Consider the following 26,175-nt stretch of genomic DNA (forward strand, 5'->3'; position numbering starts at 1 on the left):
CGTTGCTACCGTCTGGCGCTGACACCGACCGAGGAGCACCCCGATGAGCCACCCGTACCCCCAGGGCCCCGTGCCGCCGACGCAGACGATGCCCGCCGGCTACGGGCGCGGCGCGGTCCACGACCCGGCGGGGTACCAGCAGGGCGGCTACCAGCAGGGCTACGACGGGTATGAGGGCTACGGCGGTCACGGTGGCGGCCAGGGTGGCCCCGTGCCGCCGCACCCGGCCTCGCACCAGCGCCGGGCCTCGGGCACGGACGGCCCCTCGGTCGCTGCCCTCCTTGCCGGTCTCGTGGGTCTCGTCGTGCCCCTGGTGGGCGTGCTGGCCATCGTGCTGGGCGGGATCGGTGCCGAGCGCACGCGCCGTCGCGGCACCCGCGGGCGCGGGATGGCGCGGGCCGGGATGACGCTCGGCGTCCTCGAGGTGATCGTCACCACCCTCGTGGTGCTGGCCGGGTGGTGGCTGTGGAACAGCTACGGCGACCAGGTGCGCCGCGGGCTGGATGACGCCTCGCAGTTCTCCTCCCGTGCGGGCGAGCTGTCCCAGCAGCTCGACCGCGCCTCCGGCGGGGACCTCGGTGCGATCCGGGACCTCGTGACCGGGTTCTCGTTCCAGGAGCTGCGGGACCTGGCGGGGGCCGCGGCCGACGCCGGCACGCTGCGCACCCTGGCGGGCGAGTGCCAGTCGGGAGACCCGGCGGCGTGCGGCCAGCTGTGGGAGCGGATGCCTGACAGCATGCGGCCCGACCAGGTGCCGCAGGGCCTGGTGGACCAGCTGCCCGACGGCGTGGCCCAGCGGCTGGAGGAGGCCTACCCCGGCGGCGTGCCCGCCGACATCCTCGACCAGCTGCCGCCGGGCGCGCTCGACCAGCTGTCCCCGGGCACCCTCGAGCAGCTTCCCCCCGGCACGCTCGAGCAGCTGCCGCCGGAGATCCTCCAGCAGCTGCCGCCCGAGCTGCGCGGCTGACGCCCGCCGCGCCGCCCACGTCGGCGGCGCGGCGTAGTCTTGACGACGAAGCCCGCCACCCCGCCCACGGCCTGCCCGGCCCCCTGGACGGCGAGAAGCGGGCCCGTCGTCGTGCGCCCGGGCGGTGCCGGCGGCGGTCTCGGCACGCTCGACCTCCGGAGAACTCGTGAACCTCACCGGCATCGTCCCCGCCCTGCTCGCCGACCCTGGTGCTGCCGCCGCGCTGGAGGACGTGCGGGCGCGCGGCTTCGTCGACGTCGTCGGCCCGCAGGGCGTGCGCGCCCCGCTGCTCGTGGAGGCGGCGCGCCGCCGCCCGCTCGTGGTGGTCACCGCCACGGGCCGGCAGGCGGACGAGCTGGCGGCGAGCGTGCGCGCGTACCTGCCGGACGAGCAGGCCGACGACGTCGCGGTGCTGCCGAGCTGGGAGACGCTGCCGCACGAGCGGCTCTCGCCGCGCGCCGACACGGTCGCCCGCCGCATCGCGGTCTTCCGTCGCCTGGCGCACCCGACGCCGGAGCGTGGGCAGGCAGGCCCCGTGCGGGTGCTCGTCATGCCGGTGCGCGCCCTGCTGCAGCCGGTGGTCGACGGGCTCGGGGAGCTCGAGCCGGTGTCGCTGCACACCGGTGACACGGCCGACCTGACGGACGTGGCGGAGCGCCTGGTGGGCGCGGCCTACAGCCGGGTGGACATGGTGGAGCGGCGCGGCGAGTTCGCGGTGCGGGGCGGCATCCTCGACGTCTTCCCGCCCACGGAGGACCACCCGCTGCGCATCGAGTTCTGGGGCGACGAGGTCAGCGAGGTCCGCTGGTTCTCCGTGGCCGACCAGCGCTCGCTCGAGATCGCCGAGCAGGGCCTGTGGGCCCCGCCGTGCCGGGAGATCCTGCTGACGGAGCAGGTGCGCGAGCGGGCCCGGGCGCTGACCGAGCAGCTGCCCGGCGCCGTCGACATGCTCGACCGGCTCGCCGCGGGCGTCGCCGTCGAGGGCATGGAGTCGCTCGCCCCGGTGCTGGTGGACCGCATGGTGCCGGTGCTGGACCTGGTGCCGGACGACGCGCTGCTGGTGGTCGACGAGCCGGAGCGGGTGCGCCGTCGCGCCCACGACCTGGTGGCGACGACGGAGGAGTTCCTCGCCGCGGCCTGGACGGGGGCGGTGGCGGGCGGCCAGGCCCCGATCGACCTGTCGGCGGCGTCGTTCGCGACGTTCGCCGAGGTGCGCGAGATCGCGGCGCGGCGCGGCCTGGGCTGGTGGACCCTCTCGGCGTTCGGGCTCGACCCCGAGGCCGAGGCGTCAGAGGCGGCGCACGGTTCGGCGGGAGCTGGTCCTGACACCACCTACACGGTGAACGCGCGCGAGGTCGAGTCCTACCGCGGCGACCTGCAGCGTGCGCTGGACGACGTGCGCCGGCTGCAGAAGGACGGCTGGCGCCTCGTCCTGACCACGGAGGGCCCCGGGCCGGCCAAGCGCATGGTCGAGCAGCTCATGGCCGCCGACACCGCGGCCCGGCTCGTGGCACGGCTGGACGAGGAGCCCGAGGGCGGCGTCGTGCTCGTCACCCCGGCGCTCGTGGGCAAGGGCTTCGTGGCCCCGGACCTGCGCCTGGCCGTCTTCTCCGAGTCGGACCTCACGGGGCGCCAGGGCACCACCACCCGGGACATGCGACGGCTGCCCAGCCGCCGGCGCAACGTCGTCGACCCGCTGCAGCTGCGCGCCGGCGACTACGTGGTGCACGAGCAGCACGGCGTGGGCCGGTTCGTCGAGATGGTGCAGCGCACCCTGGGGGCCGGGGCCAACGCCGCCACCCGCGAGTACCTCGTGCTGGAGTACGCCAGCAGCAAGCGCGGCCAGCCGGGCGACCGCCTGTTCGTGCCCACAGACCAGCTCGACCAGGTCACCAAGTACGTGGGTGGCGAGGCGCCCAGCCTGTCCAAGATGGGCGGGGCGGACTGGAAGAACACCAAGGCCAAGGCCCGCAAGCACGTCAAGCAGATCGCGGGCGAGCTCATCCGCCTCTACAGCGCGCGCATGGCCACCCAGGGGCACGCGTTCGGCCCGGACACCCCGTGGCAGCGCGAGCTGGAGGACGCGTTCGCCTACGTGGAGACGCCGGACCAGCTCTCCACGATCGACGAGGTCAAGGCCGACATGGAGAAGCCGGTGCCGATGGACCGGCTGGTGTGCGGCGACGTCGGCTACGGCAAGACGGAGATCGCCATCCGTGCCGCGTTCAAGGCGGTCCAGGACGGCAAGCAGGTGGCGGTGCTGGTGCCCACGACCCTGCTGGTGCAGCAGCACTTCGAGACGTTCTCCGAGCGGTACGCCGGGTTCCCGGTGAAGGTCGCGGCTCTGAGCCGCTTCCAGTCGGAGAAGGAGTCGGCCGAGACGATCGAGGGCATCAAGGACGGCACGGTCGACGTCGTCATCGGCACCCACCGCCTCATCACCGGCTCGATCCGCTTCAAGGACCTGGGGCTGGTGATCATCGACGAAGAGCAGCGTTTCGGCGTCGAGCACAAGGAGACGCTCAAGCAGCTGCGCACCAACGTGGACGTGCTGGCGATGTCGGCCACCCCGATCCCGCGCACGCTGGAGATGGCGGTGACCGGCATCCGGGAGATGTCCACGCTGCAGACCCCGCCGGAGGAGCGCCACCCCGTGCTCACCTACGTGGGCGCCTACGAGGAGAAGCAGATCGCCGCCGCCGTGCGCCGCGAGCTGCTGCGCGAGGGGCAGGTGTTCTACGTCCACAACAAGGTGGACTCGATCGACAAGACGGCGCAGCGGCTGCGCGAGCTGGTGCCCGAGGCCCGGGTGGGCGTGGCCCACGGCAAGATGACCGAGACGCAGCTCGACCAGATCATCCGCGCCTTCTGGGAGAAGGAGCTCGACGTCCTGGTCTGCACCACGATCATCGAGACCGGCATCGACATCTCCAACGCCAACACGCTCATCCTCGAGCGCGCCGACATGCTCGGGCTCTCCCAGCTCCACCAGCTGCGCGGGCGGGTGGGCCGCGGGCGCGAGCGCGCGTACGCCTACTTCCTGTACCCGCCGGAGCGGCCGCTGACCGAGACGGCGCACGACCGCCTCGCCACGATGGCGGCCCACACCGACCTGGGCGCGGGCATGCAGATCGCGATGAAGGACCTCGAGATCCGCGGCGCCGGCAACCTGCTCGGTGGCGAGCAGTCCGGGCACATCGCGGGCGTCGGCTTCGACCTGTACGTGCGCATGGTCGGCGAGGCCGTGGCCGCCTACCGCGGGGACGGGCAGGAGGAGCAGCCCGAGGTCACCATCGAGCTGCCCGTGGACGCCCACCTGCCGGAGTCGTACATCGCCACCGAACGGTTGCGGCTGGAGGCGTACAAGAAGATCGCGGCGGCCGCGGACGCCCCGGCGCTCGCGGAGGTGCGGGCCGAGCTGGTGGACCGGTACGGGGCGCTGCCCGAGGTCGCCTCTGCCCTGTTCGACGTCGCCGACTTCCGCAACCACGTGCGCCGCGCGGGCCTGACCGACGTCACCGCGCAGGGCAAGTTCGTGCGGTTCGCGCCGGTGGACCTGCCCGAGTCGGCACAGCTGCGCCTCAAGCGGCTGTACCCGGGGACGATCCTCAAGCCGGCGATCCGGGCGTTCCTGGTGCCGTTCCCGACGACGGCCCGCATCGGCGGGCGGCCGCTGCGCGGTGCCGAGGTGCTGACCTGGGCGCGGCAGCTCATCGACGCCGTGGTGCTGGGAGACGTGAGCGCCGCGGCGGGCGTGGGCACCTCCCGCTGACGGGGTCTGCCGCGGGTGCGCGGCGGTCAGCGGGAGCCGGCCGGCGGCACGGCGCGGGCGACGGTCTCGACGGCGGCCGCGACGGTGGCGAGCACCTGCCGGTGGACCCGCTCGGGCCGCCGGTAGGGGTCGGTGACGTCGACGTCGTCGAGGCGGCCCAGGCACAGGCCTCGGTTCGCCGTGGCGACGGCGGGGAGCTGCGCCCAGCCGGTGGTGGGGGCCGGCCCTCGGGCGGGCCCGCCCCTGCTCCCGGGCTCCACGTCCGCCTGGACGAGGGTGGCGAGCTCCAGCAGGGTGAACGTGCGCCGCACGGCCCGTGGCTCGGCCCGCACGACGGCGGCACGCTGCTCGCGCGTCATCGTGACCACGAGGTCTGCGGCACCGACGTCCTGGGGCCGCAGCTGCCGGGCGCGGAAGCCCGAGGCGTCCACCCCGAGCTGCCGCAGCAGGGTGGCGGTGGGCCCGGCGACGCCCGCGCCCACGAGGGCGTGGGTGCCCGCGCTGGACACCGCGACGTCGTCGGCGCCGCGCCGGAGCAGGAGGTCGCGCAGGAGGAGCTCTGCCGCGGGGGAGCGGCACACGTTGCCCGTGCACACGAACAGGACCGACGCGGGCGCTGCCATGCCCACCTCCTGACCCCGGGGACGTCCCCAGGATGCGGCCGGCGGCCGGGGCGGGAGCGGCCTCACCCGGGTGATCCCGCAAGTTCACCCCCGCAGACCCCTACAGCCCGCCGGAGACCGGTGCCTAGCGTGCCGTCATGGTGGTCGGATACGCAGCGGGTGCCTGGGACCTGTTCCACGTGGGTCACCTCAACGTGCTGCGCCACGCCCGCGCGCACTGCGACTACCTGGTCGCCGGGGTGGTGGACGACGACACCCTGGAGGTCACCAAGGGCCACCGGCCCGTGGTCCCTGTGACGGAGCGGGCCGAGATCGTGCGGCACGTGCGGTTCGTGGACGAGGTGTTCGTGGAGCACCAGCCGGACAAGCTGGCCACGTGGGGGCAGCGCCCGTTCGACGTGTTCTTCAAGGGCGACGACTGGAAGGGCACGGCCCGGGGCCTGGACCTCGAGCGCCGGTTCGCCCAGGTGGGGGTGCGGGTCGTCTACTTCCCCTACACGGTGCACACGTCGTCGACCGTGCTGCGCCGCGCGCTGGCCGCGCTGGAGGGCGGCGGCCGTGCCGACCCGGCTGCCGTCGTCGGCGGGGACTGACATTCGTTCAACCGTTGCCGGAATTCACCCGTCCCCGTAACCTCGGCCCCACGGGTGCGACGGCGCGCCCGCGGGCACGTGGGGACGAGCCCACCGACGTCGCGAGGGAGCGATGACGATGGACGCAGTGCACGAGGTGCGACACGGCGGGGTACGCCGGGTCGGGGGATGGCGCAGGGCGGTCGCCGGGGTGGCGACGGCCGTGCTCACGGCGAGCGGCGCGGCCGCCGCCACGACGGCGTCGGCAGCCACGGCGGCCGAGACGGTGGTGAGCGCCGTGGACTTCGAGGACGGCACCACGGGGGCGTGGACGCCGAGCGGCGGGGCCACGCTCGCGGTGGTGGAGAGCCCCGACGGGGCCGACGACGGCCAGGTGCTGTCGATCACGCGCGCGGCCGACTACGAGGGCATCCAGTCGCCCGCCGGGATCTACGAGGCGGGGGCGACGTACAGCTTCACGATGCGGGCCCGCCTGGGTGCGGGCGTCGAGGGCAGCGCCGGGGTGCGGTTCGTGGCCAAGCCGCAGTACACGTGGATCGGTGACACGGCCGTGACGGCCGACGCCTGGACCACCGTGAGCGGCACGTGGACAGCACCGGCCGCCGACGCCGTCGACCCGGCCGAGCTCCAGGTCTACCTGGGCACGGAGGACCGCGAGGGGCCCTACGAGGTGCTCGTGGACGACGTCGTGGTGACGCTGACCGGCGCGCCGGGTGGCCCGGGCGGTGGTGGCACGCCCGGCGACGTCGTCGTGGACACGGACTTCGAGGACGGTACGGCGCAGGGCTGGACGGCGCGCGAGACGCGCGAGCCGGGCACCGAGGTGGCCGTCGTCGAGGGTGGGGCTGCCGGCACGGCGCACGCGCTGCAGGTCTCTGGCCGCGACAACCAGGGCGACGGGCCGCAGATCGACGTCACGGACCGGGTGGAGCCGGGTGTCACGTACCGGTTCAGCGCGTGGCTGCGGTTCGCCGACGGGCAGGAGCCCGGTGACCTGACGCTCTCCTCGCGCACGGTGACGGGCGGCACCGAGACGTTCTCGAACCTGCTGCAGCTCACCGGCGTGGGTACCGGTTGGACGCAGGTGGCGGGCGAGTTCACGGTGCCGGGCTTCGACACGGCGGCCGAGCTGTACGTCGAGACGCGGTGGGCCTCGGGCGAGGCGGGCAACGTCTCGACCTTCCTGCTGGACGAGGTGCGGGTCGAGGTGCCGGCGCCGCCGGTGGTGCAGGACCTGGTGCCGCTGCGCGACACGGTGGACTTCCCGCTGGGCGTGGCGATCGACAGTCGGGAGACCAGCGGTGCGGCGTCGGAGCTGCTGCTGCGGCACTTCGGGCAGGTCACGGGCGAGAACCACATGAAGGTGGAGGCCTGGTACGACGCCCAGCAGCGCTTCCAGCGGCACGCGGAGGCGACCGCGCTGCTCGACTACGCCCAGGCGAACGACCTGCGCCTGTACGGGCACGTGCTGGTGTGGCACAGCCAGAGCCCTGAGTGGTTCTTCGAGCGGGAGGACGGCACGGCCCTGACCTCCTCGGAGGCCGACAAGGCGTTCATGCGTGAGCGTCTGCGCACGCACGTTTTCGACGTGGCCCGCAGCATCGCGGAGGACTACGGGCCCTACGGCTCGGACACCAACCCGCTCGTGGCCTGGGACGTGGTCAACGAGGTGGTGAGCGACGCGAACGAGCCGGGTGACGGTCTGCGCCGCAGCGCCTGGTACTCGATCCTCGGCGAGGAGTACATCCACCTCGCGTTCCGCTACGCGGACGAGGCGTTCAACGAGGTCTACGCGGCCGAGGGCACGGACCGCCCGGTGGCGCTGTTCATCAACGACTACAACACCGAGCAGGGTGCCAAGCAGGACAGGTACCGGGCCCTGGTGGAGCGCCTGCTGGCGGCGGGCGTGCCGGTGGACGGCGTGGGGCACCAGTTCCACGTGAGCCTGACGACGCCGGTCTCGTCGCTGACGGTGGCGCTCGACCGGTTCGCGGACCTGCCGGTGGTGCAGGCGGTCACGGAGCTGGACGTCACGGTGGGCACGCCGGTGACGGAGGCGAACCTGGTGGCCCAGGGGCACTACTACCGTGACGCGTTCGACGTGTTCCGGGACTTCCACGCCCGGACCGGGGACATGTACTCGGTGACCGTGTGGGGCCTGACCGACAACCGCTCGTGGCGGTCCACGCAGGCGCCGCTGCTGTTCGACGGCGCGCTGCAGGCCAAGTACGCCTACTACGGGGCGGCGGGGCTCGACGAGGGCGTGCCGCCGCTGGTCACGGGCGCGAACGTGTTCGCCGGTGACGTGGCGCTGGAGCCGGCGGCGGCGGCGGACGCCGTCGAGTGGCGCAACCTGCCGGCGCAGGCGCTGACGGAGAGCGCCGGGAGCTTCGTGCCCCGGTGGTCGGACGACCACCTGACGCTGCTGGTGACGGTGGCCTCGCCGTCGTCGGACGTGGTCGAGGTGGAGTACGACGGCGAGACGTACCGGCTCGCGCGCGACGGCTCGGGCGACGTGCCGGGCCTGGTGCTGGACGCCGCGGGGGGCGCGGGCGGCTGGAGGGCCGTGCTGCACGTGCCGCACGAGGGTCCGGCGGTGGGCGACGAGCGCCAGCTCGACGTCCGGGTGCTGGCTGGCGGCTCGGTGGTCGGGGCGTGGAACAGCCCTGGCGAGACCGGCACGCTGACGTACCTCGAGGAGCTGTCGACGCTCGAGGTGGTCCAGGCGGCTGCCGCCCCGGCCGTGGACGGCGTGGTGGACGACGTGTGGGCCGACGCCCAGGTGGTGACCACCGGCAAGACGGTCGAGGGCGCGGCGGACGGCGCGAGCGCCGAGGTGCGCACCCTGTGGGAGGGGGAGCACACGCTGTACGTGCTGTTCGAGGTCACCGACCCGGTGATCGACGTGTCCTCCGGCGACCCGTGGAACCAGGACTCCGTGGAGCTGTTCCTGGACCTCGGCAACGCCAAGGCCGGCGGGTTCGGGCCCAACGACGCGCAGATGCGCATCAGCGCGGACAACGTGCGCTCGTTCGGCACGGGGGACGTGGCCCGGCAGGCGGCGCGGCTGACCAGCGCCACCGCCCGCACGGACACGGGTTACGTGGTCGAGCTGGCGGTGGACCTGCGCGGCCAGTCGGGCGGGCAGAGCGACGTGCCGTTCGGCGGTCTGGACACCTTCCAGGGGCTGGACTTCCAGGTCAACGACGGCCGCGACGGGGCCCGGTACTCGGTGCGCACGTGGGCCGAGCCGACGGGCACGGGGTACCAGTCCACGGCCCGCTGGGGTGTCGGCCACCTGGTGGCGGCGCCCGAGGGGCCGCAGGAGCCGGAGCAGCCCGCGCACCCGGAGTGGGAGCGTGGCACCGTCTACGTCGCCGGTGACCGCGTGCTGCACGGCGGGTCCGTCTACGAGGCGCAGTGGTGGGTGCTGGGCGAGGTGCCCGGTGCGAGCCCGTGGGGCTCGTGGATGCAGCTCGGCGAGGAGGTGACGACGCCGCGCGGCGCCGTCCGGTCGTGGACGCCGTCGTGGGTCTACACCGGCGGCCAGACGGTGGCCCACGAGGGCCACCTGTGGAAGGCCAAGTGGTGGACCCGCAACCAGGTGCCGGGCGACCGCTGGGGACCGTGGGAGGACCTCGGGGCGTACTGACGCCCTCTCGTGACGTCGGGGCTGGTGGCGCTCTGGGCCTGAGGGACCACCAGCCCCGACGTCCGTCGGGGGCCTCAGGAGCTCAGGCGGCCTCCTCCACCCGCCCGCCGGCGATCCGCAGCCGCCGCTGGGAGGTGAGGAACATCGGGGCTCCTGGGGGCGGGTACGGGGCGCGCGGCCCGGCGATCGTGTGGTGGTGGCGACGCTAGAAGCCCGACCTGCGAGGACGTCTGTGTCGCGCTGAGGTGTTCCTGGAGAGCACGGTCTCCGCCTGCCGCGTCGCGCTGTGCGGGGGGCGTCGCTGCGCGGCGCGGAGGGGCGATAAGGTCTGACCACAAGGTGGTCATCGCCGTCCGGCCCTCAGGAGGGCGCGCCGCACCCCCGCGGGGCAACTACGCTGACGTACGACCACAAGGCACATCGACAAGGAGCACCCGTGGCTAGCATCGAAGCCGTTGGCGCACGCGAGATCCTCGACTCGCGCGGCAACCCCACCGTCGAGGTCGAGATCGTCCTGGACGACGGCACGTTCGCGCGGGCGGGCGTCCCGTCCGGCGCCTCGACCGGCGCCTTCGAGGCCGTCGAGCTGCGTGACGGCGACAAGGGCCGTTACCTCGGCAAGGGCGTGGAGCAGGCCGTCAACCACGTCATCGACGACATCGCCCCCGAGCTCATCGGCTACGACGCCGAGGAGCAGCGCCTCATCGACCAGACGCTCATCGAGCTCGACGGCACGCCCAACAAGGGCAAGCTGGGCGCCAACGCCATCCTCGGCGTCTCGCTCGCCGTCGCGAAGGCCGCCGCCAAGTCGGCCGGCCTGGACCTGTACCGCTACGTGGGCGGCCCGAACGCCCACGTGCTGCCCGTGCCGATGATGAACATCCTCAACGGCGGCTCCCACGCGGACTCCAACGTCGACATCCAGGAGTTCATGGTCGCCCCCATCGGCGCCACGACCTTCCGCGAGGCCCTGCGCACCGGCGCCGAGGTCTACCACTCGCTCAAGTCGGTGCTCAAGGCCCAGGGCCTGGCCACCGGCCTCGGCGACGAGGGCGGCTTCGCCCCGAACCTGCCGAGCAACCGTGCCGCGCTCGACCTGATCGTCTCGGCGATCGAGAAGGCCGGCTTCACGCCGGGCACCGACGTGGCGCTCGCGCTCGACGTCGCCTCGACCGAGTTCTTCAAGGACGGCGCGTACCAGTTCGAGGGCGGCAGCAAGACGCCCGACGAGATGATCGCCTTCTACGAGCAGCTCGTGGCGGACTACCCGCTGGTCTCCATCGAGGACCCGCTGTCCGAGGACGAGTGGGACTCCTGGTCGCAGCTCGTCGCGAAGGTGGGCGGCAAGGTGCAGATCGTGGGCGACGACCTGTTCGTCACCAACCCCGAGCGCCTGGCCAAGGGCATCGAGACCAAGGCCGCGAACTCGCTGCTGGTCAAGCTCAACCAGATCGGCACGCTCACCGAGACGCTCGACGCCGTCACCCTGGCCCAGCGCAACGGCTTCACCACCATGACGTCGCACCGCTCGGGCGAGACCGAGGACACCACGATCGCCGACCTGTCGGTGGCCACCAACGCCGGCCAGATCAAGACCGGCGCCCCGGCCCGCGGCGAGCGCATCAACAAGTACAACCAGCTCCTGCGCATCGAGGAGGCCCTCGACGAGGCCGGCGTGTACGCCGGCCGGAGCGCCTTCCCGCGCTTCCAGGGCTGAGCGCACCCGCGCCGCACCACGACGGGCCGTCCGGCGGAGAGATCCGCCGGGCGGCCCGCCGTCGTCTCCGCTCGCTCCCGGGTTCGGCAGCCGGCCGCGGTGCGCGCGGGGCCCACGTGAAGGTTTCGTGCCGGGACCGCTCAGACCGCCCGGCGCGCCGACGCCGGTGCCGGGCGCGGGCGCCCGCGGTCGGCACAATCGTGACCGTGCCCGCCCGTCGCCCCTCCACGCCGCCTGCGCGCCGCCCGGCCTCCCGCCCGGCGCCCCGCGGGGCTGCCTCGAGCGGGCGCTCGGCAGCGGGGGCCGGCGGGCGCTCAGCGTCGTCGTCGAGCGGGCGCCCCGCCTCGTCGTCGGGCCGCCCGGGCTCCTCCCGCGGTGCGCGGACGACGGCGAACGGCTCTGTCCCCGCCTCGGCGCGGGGCACGGGGGCGCGCGCCATGCTCAACCGCCCGGCCGGCCCCGCGCGCGACGAGCGGCGCCGGGGCCGGCATGGCCTCGTCCTGCCCGAGGTGCTCACGGTGCGCCTGCTGGTGCTGGCGGTGGTGCTCCTGATCGCGGTGGTGCTGCTGGTGCCGACGGCACGGGCCGCGCTGCAGCAGTCGATGGAGCTCAACCGGTTGCGCAGCGACCTGGAGCAGCACCAGGCGGAGGCCGCGCGGCTGGATCGTGAGCTGCAGCGGTGGGAGGACGACGCGTTCGTCGAGAGCCAGGCGCGGCAGAAGCTGCAGTTCGTCATGCCGGGGGACCGGGTGTGGCGCACGATCGGCGGCGAGGAGCTGGTGGACGACGTCGACCCGGTGACGGGCAGGCCGGTCGAGGCAGGCGTCGTGGGGACGCAGGGCGGCCCGGGCCAGCCGTGGTACACGACCCTGTGGGAGTCGCTGCAGGTGGCGGACGGGCCGCCGGACGAGGCGGGCCACGACGGTGCAGGCCAGGGCGAGGGTGCCCCTGCCGGTGAGGGTTCTGGCGAGCCCCCTGCCGGGGACGCGCCCGCGGATGGCGAGCCGGCGGTGACGCCCGGCGGCTGAGGCGCGGCCCCAGGCCTCGGCCGGATCGGGGACAATGGCGACGTGACCCATCCCGTCCCCGCCGACCCGACCGTCGCCACCCCCGCCGACCTCGACGTGCTGGCCGAGCAGCTCGGCCGCGAGCCGCGCGGCGTGGCCGGCATCGCCGCACGCTGCGTGTGCGGCCGCCCGCTGGTGGCTCGCACGGTTCCTCGCCTGCCTGACGGCACGCCGTTCCCGACGACGTACTACCTGACCCATCCCGGTGCGGTGGCCGCGGCGTCGACCCTCGAGGCGAACGGCGTGATGAAGACGATGACCGAGCGTCTGGGGGAGGACGAGGAGCTGGCGGCGGCGTACGCGGCGGCCCACGAGTCGTACCTCGCGGACCGGGAGGAGCTGGGGCACGTGGACGAGATCGACGGCATCTCGGCGGGCGGCATGCCCACGCGCGTCAAGTGCCTGCACGTGCTGATGGCGCACGCCCTCGCCCGCCCCGGGGTCAACCCGCTGGGGGAGGAGGCGCTGGCGCTGGCCGCGCCGACGTGGCGCCGCGACCGCTGCACCTGCTGACCCGTGAGCGGACCGAACCTGCCCGACGGTGCGTCGTCGCGGGAGCGTCCAGGGGTGGTGCGCCGCGGCAGGGCAGCCGCGTACGCGCTGATGGCTGTGCTCGCCGTCGTCCTGTTCCTGTGGTTCTCGAGCGGCGTCGACCAGCGGCGCGCGGCGATCGAGGCGCGGCAGGAGGAGCGCAGCAGCCGGGTCGAGAGCACGCCGAACCCCACGGTGACGGCGGCAGGTGACGCCGTGCTCCCTGCGCTGACCGACGTGCTGGCCCCGACGGGCGAGGTGTACGGGGCTCCGTTCGTGCGGGTCGGGAGCAGCCGGGTGGTGGTCGTGTCGCTCACGGTCACCGCTCCGGGCGGCTCCGGGCGGGTCACGGTGCAGGCTCCTGAGGTGACGCTGCTGGTCGGTGGTGCCGAGCACGAGCCGTGGCCTGCGGACGTGGACGAGCGCACGACGTCCGGCGGGGGCACGGTCGGGTTCTCGGCATCGTTCGAACCGGCTGGTGTGGAGCCGGGCGACGAGGTGGGGGTCCGGCTGACGCTGGCTGACGGCACGGTGCTCGAGTTCGAGGACGTGACGGTGCGCGACGCCCGGAGGGGTGCGGGCGCGCGGCCCGGGACCGGGTAGCGCTGCGGGGTGCGTCACGCGTGTTCGCGCGCGGCGGGCCCCGCCCGGGTGAGAAGGTGGTCCGCGTGATCCACCCCGTGCCCGAGAGCTCGTCGCTGCCTGCCTCCGACCCCGCCCGTGGCGTGCGCCGCGTCGCCGCCGTGGACTGCGGCACCAACTCGATCCGCCTGCTGGTGGCCGACGTCGCGGCGGACGGCACGCTGACGGAGGTGGAGCGGCGCACCACGATCGTGCGCCTGGGCCAGGGTGTGGACCGGACGGGGGAGCTGGCCCCGGAGGCGCTGGAGCGCACGTTCGCCGCCACGCGCGAGTACGCGCGGGTGGTGCGCGAGACGGGCGCGGAGAAGGTGCGGTTCGTGGCCACCTCGGCCACGCGGGACGCCCGCAACCGCCAGGTGTTCGCCGACGGCGTCCGGGCGGCGCTGGGCGTGGAGCCCGAGGTGGTCTCGGGGGACGAGGAAGCTGCGCTGTCGTTCCGTGGTGCCACCGGGGCGGTGGCCGTGTCGCACCCGGGGCCGTACCTGGTGGCCGACCTGGGTGGTGGCTCGACGGAGCTGGTGCTGGGGGAGTCGGCGCCGCAGGCGGCGTTCTCGATGGACGTGGGCTCGGTGCGCATGACGGAGCGGCACCTGCCGTCCGACCCGCCGACGCAGGCGGAGGTCGAGGCGGCCCGGGCGGACGTGCGCGCGGCTCTGGACGAGGCTTCCGCCGTCGTGCCGCTGGGGCGCGCCACGACGCTCGTGGGCCTGGCCGGCTCGGTCACCACGATCACCGCCTACGCCCTGGGGCTGCGGGAGTACGACCGCTCACGGGTGGACGGCGCGGTGCTGGCGGTCGACGACGTGCTCGCCGCGTGCGACCGGCTGCTGGCGATGACGCGCGAGGAGCGCCTGGCGCTGGGGTTCATGCAGCCGGGGCGTGCTGACGTCATCGGCGCGGGTGCGCTGGTGTGGTCCCAGGTGGTGCGTCGGGTGCGCGACGAGGTCGCGGCGGCCGGGGGCGAGCTGACCGGTGTGGTGACCAGCGAGCACGACATCCTGGACGGCATCGCGCTGTCGGTCTGAGGGCGGCTCGGTCGCGCGACCGCCCGCCTCGGCGGTCACCCGGCCGCCCGGCCGGGCGGCTGGTCGGCTGGCCGGCGGGATGCGAGGCGGCGCCTGATCGGGATCCCCCTGCATTCCGGCGTGCCTCTTGCGCACTAGTGTGCTCTGCGTAGTAGCGTCCGGAGCGCAAGCGAGACCGGGAGGACTCATGGACACGACCCAGCTGCTCAAGGGAGTGCTGGACGCCGCGGTGCTCGCCGTCGTCGAGAGCGAGGACGGCTACGGCTACGACGTCGTGCGGAGGCTGCGCGCGCAGGGGCTGCACGACGTGGGCGACGCCTCGGTGTACGGGACGCTGCGGCGCCTCTACAGCGCGGGCGCGCTGACCAGCTACGTCCAGCCCTCCGAGGAGGGCCCGCACCGCAAGTACTACGGCATCACCCCGCACGGGCGGCAGATGCTCGCGACCCAGCGCAAGGAGTGGCAGGAGTTCGCCGGGACCCTCGGCAGCCTGCTCGGGACCAGGAACGAGGCAGCGTGATGACCAGCGGAACGACGCTCGACGCCCACGTGCGCGGCTATGCCCAGGCGGTGCGGCTGCACCTGGCGGACCTGGGGCCGGACGTCGTCGACGACCTCGCCGGCGGGCTCGAGGCCGACCTCGCCGAGGCGGTCGCCGACCGGATGCCGACGGCCGCAGGCGGCACCGACGACGACGTCGTCCTGGACCTGGTGAAGGTCTTCGGGCCGGCCGAGCGGTACGCCGCCGAGCTGCGCGCTGCCGCAGGCCTGCCGCAGGCCGCCCCCCGCACCCGCATCGGGCTGCGCGCCCGGGCCGCCGCCCGTGGCCGCAAGGTCCGCGACGCCTGGTCGCGCGCCTGGGCGCCGCTGACTTCCACGCCGGCGTGGGCGTCGTTCCGGGAAGCGCTCGGCGAGCTCCGGCCCGTGTGGTGGGTGGTGCGCGGCTGGGTGCTGGGCGCGCTGGCGGCCTACTTCGTCAACGGGTGGAGCGACTTCGTCGCCGTGCCGACGCGCACCGACCAGCTCGTGCTGATGGTCGCCGGCGCGGTGGTGAGCGTGCAGTGGGGACGTGGTCGGTGGATGCCGTGGCGCTGGTCGCCGCGGCTCGTGACCGCTACGACGGTCGCCGCCGCTGTGCTCGTGCTGCCCCTGTGGTCCGCGACGCGCGCCCAGGTCGCGCAGGGCGAGCACGCCGTGACGGCGGGCTCCTACGACCGAGGGTGGCAGGACGGCTACGAGTCTCGCCAGGTCGGTTACGGTGGCGCGGCCGCCGGTGCGGACGACGGGGTCTGGGTCGACGGGATGCAGGTGTCCAACCTCTTCGTCTACGACGCGAACGGTGACCCGCTGCGCGACGTCCAGGTCTTCGACGACCGGGGACGCCCTGTGCGGACGGTCCCCACCGGCCGCGAGGAAGAGACGTGGCACGTCCCGGACGTCGAGGAGCCCTGGTACTTCCGTCCCGCCGAGGCCACCGACGGGCGCGAGCGCTGGAACGTCTACCCGCTCCGGGCGTTCGGCGAGCGCGACATGACCTACGACGAGGCGGGCGACGGCCTGCGCCCCACCGTCGGTGCCCGCCCGCAGCCGACGCCGTGGCCGTTCCTCAAGGCGCCCACGGCCATCGCGCCGTCCGAGCGCTCCGCCGGGGCCGACCCGCAAGAGCCGCACGGCCCGCAGGATCCGGCCGCCGAGGGCGAGGTGCAGTCCCCGGCGCCCTCGGAGCCGGCCGGCGACGGTGCGACGACGGAGCAGTCCGGCGTCCCGGCCGCTCCCGGCCCTGTCGCGCCGACGGCCGTCGCGGCGCCCTGACCTGCGGGGACGGGGTCCGTGGGCGCCATCGAGTGTGATGTGCGAGACGCGCGCCTGCGGGCCCCCCGCACGGTCGTAGACTGAGGCCATGCCTCAGAACGACCTGACCTCGGTCACCCCTGCCCAGGAGGCGGCTGCGACGCCGCGTCCGCGCAAGGTGCCCCGCATCGTGGTGCTCGGCGGCGGGTCCGTCGGCCTCTACGTGGCGCGCCGCCTGCGCAAGAAGCTCAAGAAGAGCGAGGCGGCGATCGTCGTCGTCGACCCTCGCCCCTACATGACGTACGCGCCGTTCCTGCCCGAGGCGGGTGCCGGCTCGATCGACGCCCGTGACGTCGTCGCGCCGCACCGCCGCGCCCTCAAGGGCATCGACGTGCTCCAGGGTCGCGTCGTGGAGATCAAGCACGGCGAGAAGCGCGTCGCCATCCGCCCCGAGGAGGGCGAGGACTACGAGGTCTCCTACGACCAGCTCGTGGTCGGCCTCGGCTCCGTCTCCCGCACGCTGCCCATCCCGGGCCTGGCCGAGACGGCGATCGGCTTCAAGAACGTGGAGGAGGCCATCGCGGTCCGCAACCACGTGCTCAACCGCATGGACGTCGCCTCGTCCACGTGGGACGCCGACCTGCGCAAGCGGATGCTGACCTTCACGTTCATCGGCGGCGGGTTCGCCGGTGTGGAGGCCATCGCCGAGATCGAGGACATGGCGCGCTACGCCACGCGCAACTACCCCACGATCGACGCCGAGGACCTGCGCTTCGTCATGATCGAGGGCTCGGGCCGCATCCTGCCCGAGGTCTCCGAGCCCATGGGCCTGTGGGCCATGGAGGAGATGAAGAAGCGCGGCATCGAGTTCCACCTCAACACGTTCCTCAGCTCGTGCGTCGACGGCCACGTCGTGACCTCGACGGGTGTGGAGTTCGACTCCGACACGATCGTGTGGACGGCCGGCGTCAAGGCGAACCCGGTCCTCAAGGAGGCCTCGGACCTGCCGGTCGACAAGATCGGCCGCGTCACCGTGCTGCCCACCCTCCAGGTGGCCGACGAGGACGGCACCGTGGTGCCCGACGCCTGGGCCGCCGGTGACTGCGCCGCGGTGCCGGACGTCCTCAACCCGGGCAAGTTCTGCCCGCCGAACGCGCAGCACGCGATCCGTGAGGCCACCCGTCTGGCCGACAACATCGTGGCGCAGACCAAGGGCGAGGCCCCGGTCGAGTACAAGCACAAGAGCGTCGGTGTGGTCGCCTCGCTCGGCCTGTACAAGGGCGTGGCCGAGCTGTTCGGCTTCGTGAAGCTGCGTGGCCCGCTCGCGTGGCTGGCCCACCGTGGCTACCACGTCATGGCGATGCCCACCGGCAACCGGAAGATCCGCATCCTCATCGGCTGGATCGGCCAGTTCCTCATGGGCCGCGAGGTCATCTCGCTGGGCTCGGTGCACGACCCGCGCGACGAGTTCCGCAAGGCGGCCGTGCCGCCGAAGGCTCCGGGCGAGAAGGTCGAGCAGAAGGCCGAGTCCTCCGCGGCGACGGCCGCCGAGGGCGGCAAGGACGAGGGCGCCCCGGCCGAGGCAGTCGCCAAGCGCTGACCTGCGGCGTCCGGCCTGACGAGCCCTGACGAGCCCTGAGGGGCTCTGACGGGCTCTGACGGCGGTCACGCACGACGACGGCCCGGACCTTCGTGGTCCGGGCCGTCGTCGTTCCTCCCGGGACTGACCGCGGGGGAGAGGTAGCGTCGGTGCCCGACGGTGTCGTGCCCGTGCGGGTGCGAGCCCGGCTCGCCCCGCGCGAGCGTCGAGCCCCCGTAGCCCAACTGGCAGAGGCAGCCGGCTTAAACCCGGCCGAGTCCCGGTTCGAACCCGGGCGGGGGCACTGTCACGCGTCGTTGTCCGGGCCCACCACGGGGAACGCGTTGAAGTGGATCTGGGTCGCCACGGCGCCGGGCACGTCACGCCGGCCGAGCAGCGGGGCGATGTGCTCCTCCTCGAACCGTTGCCAGGCGTCGATCACGCGCTCGAGCTCCTCGGGCGTCGCGTGGAGGTTGAGCGTCGCGAGGGTGGTGGAGTGGCGCCAGCGCTCGCGCGCCTCGTCGTCCTGCTTGCCGGCCCAGCGCAGGAACGCCACGAGCTTCTCCTGGCGGGCGCGCTCGAACTCGAGGTTGACGAGGTCGGCGGCCATGGCCGTCCCGGCGTCGGTGGCCACGTCGCCGGAGATGGCGAAGCCGCCGGGGACCCGTTCCCACCAGCGCTCCCGCGCGGTGCCCTTGCCCTCGACCTCGCGGACGAAGCCGTGCTTCTCGAGCTGGCGCAGGTGATAGCTGGTGGCGCCGCTGGACTCGCCGACGAGCTGGGCGAGACCGCTCGCGGTCAGGGTCTGGTGGGTGCCGAGCAGGTCCAGGATCCGTACCCGCAGCGGGTGGGCCAGCGCCTTGAGGGCGGCCGGTCCGACCGCGGCCGGCTCCTGAGCGTTCCCGGGAGCCGGCACCAGGGCGTCGGGGGAGGGGGCCACTGCGTCGTCGCTCGGCGAGGTGCTCACGTGCTGACCGTACGTCAGCGGAGGGTGAGCGGGTGAACCTGGGCGGCGTTGTCGCGGCGGCGCTCGAGGGCAGCGTCGCGGTAGGTGTCGCGGGCGCCGGAGGCCAGGGCGCGGGCCGCGCGCTCGGCGCGTGCTGCGGCGCGGCGGCGGCCGGCCTCGGCCAGTGCCTGGCCGGCGAGGACGAGCGCGCGGTCGAGGCCGTGCAGCTCGGTACGGGTGGTGCTGCGGGTGGGGTACAGGGCGACTGCGTGGGCGTTCATCGTTGCTCCGGATCTTCTCCTCAGGCGGAGGTGGTGCTGGGGACGGCACCAGCGTACGAGCGCAAAGATCTCTTTGCAAGCGTTTATTTGCAATCAGTTCTTGGCAACCATCCATACAGGGAAGGTAATTGCCTTGGGCAACCAAAAGGGCGTAGCGTGGAAGCCGACCCCACCCCTCCCGAAGGAGCGCTCCCCGTTGCCCAGCACGCGCCACGAACCCCACCGGACAGCGATCTACGCGACCGCCCTGACCGCCTTCTTCGCCATCGCCGGCATCGCTGTCGTGGACCCCATCCTTCCCGCGATCGGGGAGGAGATCGGCGCCACCACCTGGCAGATCGAGCTGCTGTTCACCGCCTACATCGCCGTCATGGCGATCTTCATGATCCCCGTCACGGTGGCCACGGGGCGTTTCGGGTACAAGAAGATCCTCGCCGCCGGCGTCGGGCTCGTGGCCGTGGCCGCCATCAGCGCGTCGCTCGTCGGGTCGATCGGCGCGCTCGCCGCGCTGCGCGGGCTGTGGGGCCTGGGCAACGCCATGTTCTTCGTCACCGCGATGGTGCTGCTCATCTCGCTGGCCAGCGACCGCGAGTGGGTCGTGGAGCTCTACGAGACCTGCCTCGGCCTGGGATTCGCGCTCGGCCCTCTGCTGGGCGGCCTCCTCGGCCAGATCTCGTGGCGCGTGCCGTTCTTCGCCTGCGGCATCTTCATGATCGGCGCCCTGGTGCTCTCGGTCACGCGCCTCAAGGACCCGGCCGAGCCGCCGGCGCCTCTCACGTTCGCCCGTGCCTTCACGCCGTTCCGCCGGCCGGCCTTCCGGATCCTGTCGGTGATCGTCGCCACGTACAACTTCGTGTTCTTCACCGTCCTGGGCTTCGCCCCGGTGGCGCTGGGCCTCGACGTCGTGCCGCTCGGACTGGTCTTCACCGGCTGGGGCGTCGGCCTCGCCGTGGGCATCCTCGTCGTCGGGCACCGCGCGGCCCACCGCCTGGGCGCCGTGCAGACCGTGGGGCTGGCGATGATCGTGCTGCTCGCCACCCTCGTGGGCATGGCGCTCTCGCCCGCCACCTGGTTCTCCGTCGTCGTGATCGTGGTGTCCGGGCTGTGCATGGGGGTCATGAACGCCAACGTGACCGACCTGGCGCTGGCCGTGGGGGACCCGGAGCGGCGGGTCACCACCGGGTCGTTCAACCTGGTGCGCTGGGGCTTCGCCGCGCCCGCCCCGGTGGTCTCGGGCCTGCTGGCCGAGCACGTGAGCCTCGCCTCGCCGTTCTGGGTGGGGGCTGCAGTCCTGACCGTGGGCGTGCTGACCTTCCTCTTCCTGGGGCACCGGGTCGCGGCACCGCTGGGGGAGCGGCACCTGTGGCACCGGGCGCCCGCCGGGGCGGGCGCGCGGGTCCGGGCGGTGGAGGGGGCTCCGGAGGGGGTCATGGCCGAGCTGTAGGGCGGGCCCCACAGTGGCGTGGGTCACATGCCCCGGGCGACGGAGCCGGGAACCGTGCCGGACCCGGCACCGTTCACGTAGCGTCCTCACCGCCCGTCCACGACAGCGCCGTCGTGTGCACCTCCGCCACGACTGGAGTGCTCGTGTCCCAACTCGCCCGGCTTTCCCTGGCCAACCGCGCCGTGGTGGCGCTGACGACGGTCGCCGTGTTCCTCCTGGGCCTCGTCAGCCTCGGCTCCCTCAAGCAGGAGCTCATCCCGTCGCTGCAGATCCCGCAGGCGGCCGTCGTCGCCGTCTATCCCGGGGCCGCCCCCGACGTCGTCGCCGACCAGGTGAGCGAACCGCTCGAGGAGGCCGTCCGGGGTGTCGAGGGCGTCGAGGCGGTCCGCTCCACCTCGTCCACCTCGATGTCGGTCACCACCGTCGAGCTGACCTACGGCACCGACATGGACGCCGCCGCGGCCCAGCTGCGCGGCGCCGTGGACGACGCGCGCCGCAGCCTGCCGCAGGACGTCGACCCGCAGGTCGTCACCGGGTCCGTCGACGACCTGCCCGTGGTCCAGCTCGCCGTCTCCCGCACGGAGGGCGGGGCCGACGGCGCCGCCCTGGCCGCGTTCGTCCAGGACACCGTGGTGCCGCGCCTGCAGGAGGTGGCCGACGTCCGCTCGGTCAGCGTCTCCGGCGTGGCCGAGCAGCAGGTCGTCATCGACCCGGACCACGCGGCCCTCGCCGGGGCCGGCCTGAGCGTCACCGACCTGGGCAGCCTCCTCGAGGACAACGGCGTGGTGCTGCCGGCCGGCACCGTCACCGACGGCGACAAGGAGCTCAGCGTCCAGGTGGGCGCCCCGCTCGCCAGCGTCGACGAGCTGCGCGCCCTGCCGCTCGTCTCTCCCGCCGCCGCGCCCGGCTCCGCCCCCGTCACCCTCGGTGACGTCGCCGAGGTCACCGCCGGGCCCGCAGACCCGACGTCGTACTCCCGCCTCGACGGCGAGCCCTCGCTCGGAGTCGCCATCACCAAGACCCCCCAGGGCAACACCGTCGAGGTGTCGCACGCCGTCGCCGACGCCCTCGACGAGCTGCAGCCGGCGCTGGACGCCGCCGGCGTGCGCACGGCGGTCGTCTTCGACCAGGCCCCCTTCATCGAGGAGTCGATCCACGGGCTCGCCACCGAGGGCGGGCTCGGCCTGATCTTCGCCGTCGTGGTGATCCTGCTCTTCCTCGCGTCGATCCCCTCGACGCTCGTGTCCGCGATCTCGATCCCGCTGTCGCTCGCCGTGACGTTCGTGGTCATGAACCTCACCGGCTACACGCTCAACATCCTGACGCTCGGCGCCATGACCATCGCCATCGGGCGCGTGGTCGACGACTCGATCGTCGTCATCGAGAACATCAAGCGGCACCAGTCGTACGGCGAGGACAAGCGCAGCGCCATCCTCACCGCCGTGCGCGAGGTCGGTGGCGCTATCACCTCCTCGACCGTCTGCACCGTGGCCGTGTTCGCCCCCATCGGGTTCGTCACCGGCATGGTCGGCGAGCTGTTCCGCCCGTTCGCCATGACCATCGCCATCGCCATGCTGTCCTCGCTGGTCGTGGCCCTCATGGTGGTGCCGGTGCTGGCCTACTGGTTCCTGCGCAGCCCGCAGGTCGCCTCGGCCGAGGACGGCGCCGCCCTGCGCGAGGCCGCCGAGGCCAAGGAGCGCCGCGGCCTGTGGCAGCGCGCCTACGTGCCCTCGCTGGCTGCCTCGCTGCGCCGTCCGTGGGCCGTGGTGGGCGTCGCCGTCGTCGTCCTGGCCGGGACGGGGGTGCTCGTCCCGCGCATGGAGACCAGCTTCATCGGCGACTCCGGCCAGAACACCCTCAACGTGACCCAGACCTTCGAGGCGGGCACCGCGCTCGAGACGCAGGACGCCGGCGCGCGCGACGTCGAGGACGTCCTGGCCGGCGTGCCCGGCGTCGAGACGGTCCAGTCCACCGTCGGCAACGGCGGCGACCCCATGGCAGCCATGTTCGGCGGTGGCGGGGCGAACCGTGCCACCTTCGCGGTGACCCTCGGGGGCGACGTCGACGGCGAGGAGACGCGCGCCGCCGTCCGCGACGCGCTGGCCGCGGCCGGCGTCCCGGGCGACATCGAGGTCAGCGGCGGCGACTCCGGCTTCGGGTCCTCCACCGTGGACCTCGTGGTCACCGCGCCCGACGGCGACGCCCTCGCCGCCGCGGCGGAGCAGGTGGCCGACGCCGCCCGGGACGTCGACGGCGTGGCCGAGGTGACCAGCAACCTCGCCGCCGCGCAGGAGACCGTGCGGGTCACGGTCGACCGGGCGGCGGCCGCCGCAGCCGGGCTGACGGAGACCCAGGTCAACGGCATCGTCGTCGGCACCGCCACCGACCGCACCCTGGGTCAGGTCGACCTCGGCGACGGACCGGTCGACGTGGTCGTGGCCGCCGACGCCGCACCGCAGACGGTCGCCGACCTCGAGCAGGTGGCCCTGCCCGGCCCGGCCGGTCCCGTGCCGCTGGTCCAGGTGGCCACCGTCGAGGTGGTGGACTCCCCGGCGTCGGTTACCCGCGCCGACGGGCGCCGCTCGGCCACCGTGGCGGTCACGCCCGCCGGCCAGGACCTCGGCTCCCTCACGACGGCGCTGACCACCGCCGTCGACGGGCTCGAGCTGCCGGCCGGCGCCGACGTCACCGTGGGCGGCGTCGCAGCCGACCAGGCAGAGGCGTTCGCCGACCTGGGCCTGGCGCTGCTGGCGGCGATCGCGATCGTCTACGTGGTCATGGTGGGCACCTTCCGCTCGCTGGTGCAGCCGCTGATCCTCATGGTCTCGGTGCCGTTCGCCGCCACGGGCGCTCTGCTGGCGCTGCTCGTCACCGGGACGCCGCTGGGCGTGCCCGCCCTCATCGGCGTGCTGATGCTGGTCGGCATCGTGGTCTCGAACGCCATCGTGCTCATCGACCTCATCAACCAGTACCGGGAGCGGGGCCGCACGCTCGACGACGCCGTGGCCGAGGGGGCGCGCAAGCGCCTGCGTCCCATCGTCATGACGGCGGCGGCGACGATCTTCGCCCTGACGCCGATGGCCCTGGGCGTCACGGGTGGCGGGTCGTTCATCAGCCGACCGCTCGCCCTCGTGGTGATCGGCGGCCTGCTCTCCTCGACGCTGCTGACGCTCTACGTGGTGCCGGCCATCTACGTGCTCGTCGAGCGCAGCAAGGAGCGCCGGGGGGCCCGACGGCGTCCGGCGCCCGTGGTCGACGGGGAGGCGGCCGGAGCGCCCGCCGGCGCCTGACCGCGCCTGACCGCGCCTGACCGCTCGCCGGGACGGCACCGCCCGTGGTGGTGCCGTCCCGGCGAGCGCGTCGGCGTCAGCGGCCGGTCACGCCCGCCAGGGCCGCCAGCCGCTCCCATGAGCGGTGCATCGCCAGGTCCTGGCGCAGCGGGCCGAGCACGTCGGCAGCCTGCTCGACGACGTGCACGCCCGGCTCCCGGCCGTTCAGCCCGACAGCGGCGAGCACCTGGGCGCCGTCGCCGGACGCCAGGATCGGCTTGCCGTGGCGGAACGCCTCCTGGATCAGCACGGCGGTGCGGGCGTCGTCGCCCGCGGGCGTCCCCGCCGTGCCGTCGGCCACGACGACGGCGTCGTACTCCACCGACCGGGTGGTGAGCAGGGTGCGCTCCACCGTCAGGGCGGTGTCGGCCGAGGTCACCTCGCCACCGTGCGCGGCGACCACGCGGACCACCGCGCCGTCGTCGCCCAGCGCGGAGCGCAGGCGCTCCACGACGGAGAGGTCCCCGCCGTCGGCCACGAGCACCCCGACGACGCGCCCGTCCACGCGCCCCGGCTCGGTGGGCAGCTGGGACAGCGCAGGCGAGGGCTCGGCCTCCTCGGGCCCGGTGACGCCCTCCTTCTCCAGCGGCGGCGGCACGGGGACCCCCAGACCGGCGGCCACGCGCGCCGCGAGGTCGGTGTCGATGCGCGCGAGCACGGACAGCTCCCGGGTGCGGATCTCCTGGGAGAAGCACTTGCCCAGCTCGAACGTGTACGCCTCGACGATGTGCGCCTGCTCCACGGGCGACATCGAGACCCAGAACAGCCGGGCCTGCGTGAAGTGGTCGCGGAACGACACGGGGTGGTGGCGCCCCTTCTCGCCGGAGACGGGGGTGGGCAGGGTGACGAACCCGTCCTCGGGCGACGCGGTCGGCTCGTCGTCCTCGACGGCGTTGGGCTTGTACACCGCGACACCGGTGTGCACCTCCGTCTGGTGCATGCCGTCGCGCAGGTTCGAGTCCACCTCGGCCCGCGGGCGGTTCACGGGGAGCTGCGCGAAGTTCGGCCCGCCCAGCCGGGAGAGCTGGGTGTCGAGGTAGGAGAAGAGGCGGCCCTGCATCAGCGGGTCGTTCGTGACGTGGATGCCCGGCACCAGGTGGCCCACGTGGAAGGCGACCTGCTCCGTCTCGGCGAAGTAGTTGTCCGGGTTCTGGTGCAGCGTCAGCAGCCCCACGCGCTGCACCGGGCACAGCTCCTCGGGGACGATGTTCGTGGGGTCGAGCAGGTCGATCCCCTCGAACGTCTCGTCCGGGGTGTCCGGCATGACCTGCAGGCCCAGCTCCCACTGGGGGAAGGCGCCGGAGTCGATGGCCTCGGCCAGGTCGCGGCGGTGGAAGTCCGGGTCGGCGCCCTGCGTGATCTGGGCCTCTTCCCAGACCTGCGAGTGGGTGCCCAGCAGCGGCTTCCAGTGGAGCTTGACCAGCGACGTCGTGCCGTCCGCGGCCTCGAGGCGGAAGGTGTGGACGCCGAAGCCCTCCATGGTGCGGTAGCTGCGGGGGATCGCCCTGTCCGACATCGCCCACATCACCATGTGCGCCGACTCGGTGTGCTGGGAGACGAAGTCCCAGAACGTGTCGTGGGCCGTCTGCGCCTGGGGGATCTCCCGGTGGGGGTGCGGCTTGCCGGCGTGGATGATGTCCGGGAACTTGATCGCGTCCTGGACGAAGAACACCGGCATGTTGTTGCCGACCAGGTCGAACACGCCCTCGCGCGTGAAGAACTTCGTGGCGAACCCGCGCACGTCGCGCACCGTGTCGGCCGATCCGCGCGAACCGAGGACGGTCGAGAAGCGGACGAACACCTCCGTCTCCTCGTCGGCGGTGGCGAGGAACGCCGCCTTCGTGACGGAGGCGGCGTTGCCGTAGGCGCGGAACGTGCCCCGGGCCCCGTAGCCGCGGGCGTGGACCACACGCTCGGGGATGCGCTCGTGGTCGAAGTGCGTGATCTTCTCGCGGAGGTGGTGGTCCTCCAGGAGCACCGGACCGCGGGGGCCCGCGGTCAGCGAGCGGTCCGTGTCGTCCACCCGCAGCCCCTGGGCCGTGGTCAGCCGGCGCGAGCCGGCCTCCCCGCGGCGCGGGTGCTCGGGGGACGGGTGGCGCGGGTCGTAGGTCGGTGGGGTCTGCTCGGCCACTGTCGCCTCCTGCTCGGGCGGGTGGGCCCGGGCTGCTTCAGGCCCGCCACCAGCCGAGCACGACCGCACCGCGCTCGCAGCGCGG

General features: G+C 73.7%; 18 protein-coding genes and 1 tRNA gene. 15 read left to right on the plus strand and 4 right to left on the minus strand.

The features are described 5' to 3' along the window. The first annotated feature begins 43 nt into the window (after positions 1-43). Together DNL40_RS04935 and mfd are read left to right on the plus strand one after the other, a co-directional pair. A complete protein-coding gene (locus DNL40_RS04935; protein WP_111250117.1) occupies positions 44-967 on the plus strand; it encodes a DUF4190 domain-containing protein in 924 nt (307 codons plus the stop codon). A gap of 166 nt (positions 968-1,133) precedes the next feature. Then, the gene (gene mfd, locus DNL40_RS04940) at positions 1,134-4,739 is read left to right on the plus strand and encodes a transcription-repair coupling factor (protein WP_111250118.1); all 3,606 of its coding nucleotides are present in this window, start codon (positions 1,134-1,136) and stop codon (positions 4,737-4,739) included. A gap of 26 nt (positions 4,740-4,765) precedes the next feature. On the opposite strand, the gene DNL40_RS04945 is transcribed toward mfd, so the two are convergent. Next, the gene (locus DNL40_RS04945) at positions 4,766-5,362 is read right to left on the minus strand and encodes an arsenate reductase/protein-tyrosine-phosphatase family protein (protein ID WP_111250119.1); all 597 of its coding nucleotides are present in this window, start codon (positions 5,360-5,362) and stop codon (positions 4,766-4,768) included. A gap of 137 nt (positions 5,363-5,499) precedes the next feature. On the opposite strand from DNL40_RS04945, the gene DNL40_RS04950 reads away from it, so the two are divergent. The 11 genes from DNL40_RS04950 (at position 5,500) to DNL40_RS05000 (ending at position 18,263) form a co-directional block, all read left to right on the plus strand. Then, complete coding sequence (locus tag DNL40_RS04950) at positions 5,500-5,955, plus strand: FAD synthase family protein (RefSeq protein ID WP_111250120.1); 456 nt, start codon at positions 5,500-5,502, stop codon at positions 5,953-5,955. A gap of 112 nt (positions 5,956-6,067) precedes the next feature. Further along, positions 6,068-9,607 carry an endo-1,4-beta-xylanase gene (locus DNL40_RS04955; RefSeq protein ID WP_111250121.1) on the plus strand — a complete coding sequence of 1,180 codons (3,540 nt, stop codon included), beginning with the start codon at positions 6,068-6,070 and terminating at the stop codon, positions 9,605-9,607. A 436-nt stretch (positions 9,608-10,043) separates the two neighbouring features. Continuing rightward, the gene (gene eno, locus DNL40_RS04960; protein WP_111250122.1) at positions 10,044-11,324 is read left to right on the plus strand and encodes a phosphopyruvate hydratase; all 1,281 of its coding nucleotides are present in this window, start codon (positions 10,044-10,046) and stop codon (positions 11,322-11,324) included. A 437-nt stretch (positions 11,325-11,761) separates the two neighbouring features. Continuing rightward, a complete protein-coding gene (locus tag DNL40_RS04965; RefSeq protein ID WP_111250123.1) occupies positions 11,762-12,352 on the plus strand; it encodes a septum formation initiator family protein in 591 nt (196 codons plus the stop codon). 42 nt (positions 12,353-12,394) lie between these two features. Beyond that, entirely contained in the window at positions 12,395-12,904 is a 510-nt protein-coding gene (locus DNL40_RS04970) for a DUF501 domain-containing protein (RefSeq protein WP_111250124.1), read from the plus strand. 3 nt (positions 12,905-12,907) lie between these two features. Next, entirely contained in the window at positions 12,908-13,525 is a 618-nt protein-coding gene (locus DNL40_RS04975) for a hypothetical protein (protein ID WP_146252021.1), read from the plus strand. Positions 13,526-13,647: 122 nt separating this feature from the next. After that, positions 13,648-14,589: a Ppx/GppA phosphatase family protein gene (locus DNL40_RS04980; protein WP_111250271.1), complete on the plus strand. Its 942-nt coding sequence runs from the start codon at positions 13,648-13,650 to the stop codon at positions 14,587-14,589. A 187-nt stretch (positions 14,590-14,776) separates the two neighbouring features. Continuing rightward, on the plus strand, positions 14,777-15,109 hold the full coding sequence (locus DNL40_RS04985; RefSeq protein ID WP_111250126.1) for a PadR family transcriptional regulator: 333 nt from the start codon (positions 14,777-14,779) through the stop codon (positions 15,107-15,109). Continuing rightward, positions 15,109-16,401, plus strand: a complete 1,293-nt coding sequence (locus DNL40_RS04990; RefSeq protein WP_111250127.1) for a hypothetical protein — start codon at positions 15,109-15,111, stop codon at positions 16,399-16,401. Before DNL40_RS04985 ends, DNL40_RS04990 begins: the two co-directional genes overlap by 1 nt. Before the next feature lie 88 nt (positions 16,402-16,489). Then, positions 16,490-17,980 carry an NAD(P)/FAD-dependent oxidoreductase gene (locus DNL40_RS04995; RefSeq protein WP_111250128.1) on the plus strand — a complete coding sequence of 497 codons (1,491 nt, stop codon included), beginning with the start codon at positions 16,490-16,492 and terminating at the stop codon, positions 17,978-17,980. Between the two features lie 209 nt (positions 17,981-18,189). Beyond that, positions 18,190-18,263 (plus strand) — tRNA-Leu (locus DNL40_RS05000). 3 nt (positions 18,264-18,266) lie between these two features. Here the strand turns inward: DNL40_RS05000 and DNL40_RS16690 are convergent. Then, the gene (locus DNL40_RS16690; RefSeq protein WP_245885668.1) at positions 18,267-18,926 is read right to left on the minus strand and encodes a helix-turn-helix domain-containing protein; all 660 of its coding nucleotides are present in this window, start codon (positions 18,924-18,926) and stop codon (positions 18,267-18,269) included. Positions 18,927-18,940: 14 nt separating this feature from the next. Beyond that, positions 18,941-19,186, minus strand: a complete 246-nt coding sequence (locus DNL40_RS16695) for a hypothetical protein (protein ID WP_245885669.1) — start codon at positions 19,184-19,186, stop codon at positions 18,941-18,943. Between the two features lie 196 nt (positions 19,187-19,382). On the opposite strand from DNL40_RS16695, the gene DNL40_RS05010 reads away from it, so the two are divergent. Together DNL40_RS05010 and DNL40_RS05015 are read left to right on the plus strand one after the other, a co-directional pair. Further along, positions 19,383-20,630 (plus strand): MFS transporter, encoded by a 1,248-nt coding sequence (locus DNL40_RS05010; RefSeq protein ID WP_111250130.1) that lies wholly within the window; start codon positions 19,383-19,385, stop codon positions 20,628-20,630. A gap of 143 nt (positions 20,631-20,773) precedes the next feature. Then, a complete protein-coding gene (locus DNL40_RS05015; RefSeq protein WP_111250272.1) occupies positions 20,774-23,920 on the plus strand; it encodes an efflux RND transporter permease subunit in 3,147 nt (1,048 codons plus the stop codon). A gap of 76 nt (positions 23,921-23,996) precedes the next feature. Here the strand turns inward: DNL40_RS05015 and DNL40_RS05020 are convergent, their stop codons facing one another. Next, complete coding sequence (locus tag DNL40_RS05020) at positions 23,997-26,090, minus strand: catalase (RefSeq protein ID WP_281268426.1); 2,094 nt, start codon at positions 26,088-26,090, stop codon at positions 23,997-23,999. Positions 26,091-26,175 lie beyond the last annotated feature (85 nt).

The organism is Xylanimonas oleitrophica, assembly GCF_003244315.1.
Lineage (GTDB): Bacteria > Actinomycetota > Actinomycetes > Actinomycetales > Cellulomonadaceae > Xylanimonas_A > Xylanimonas_A oleitrophica.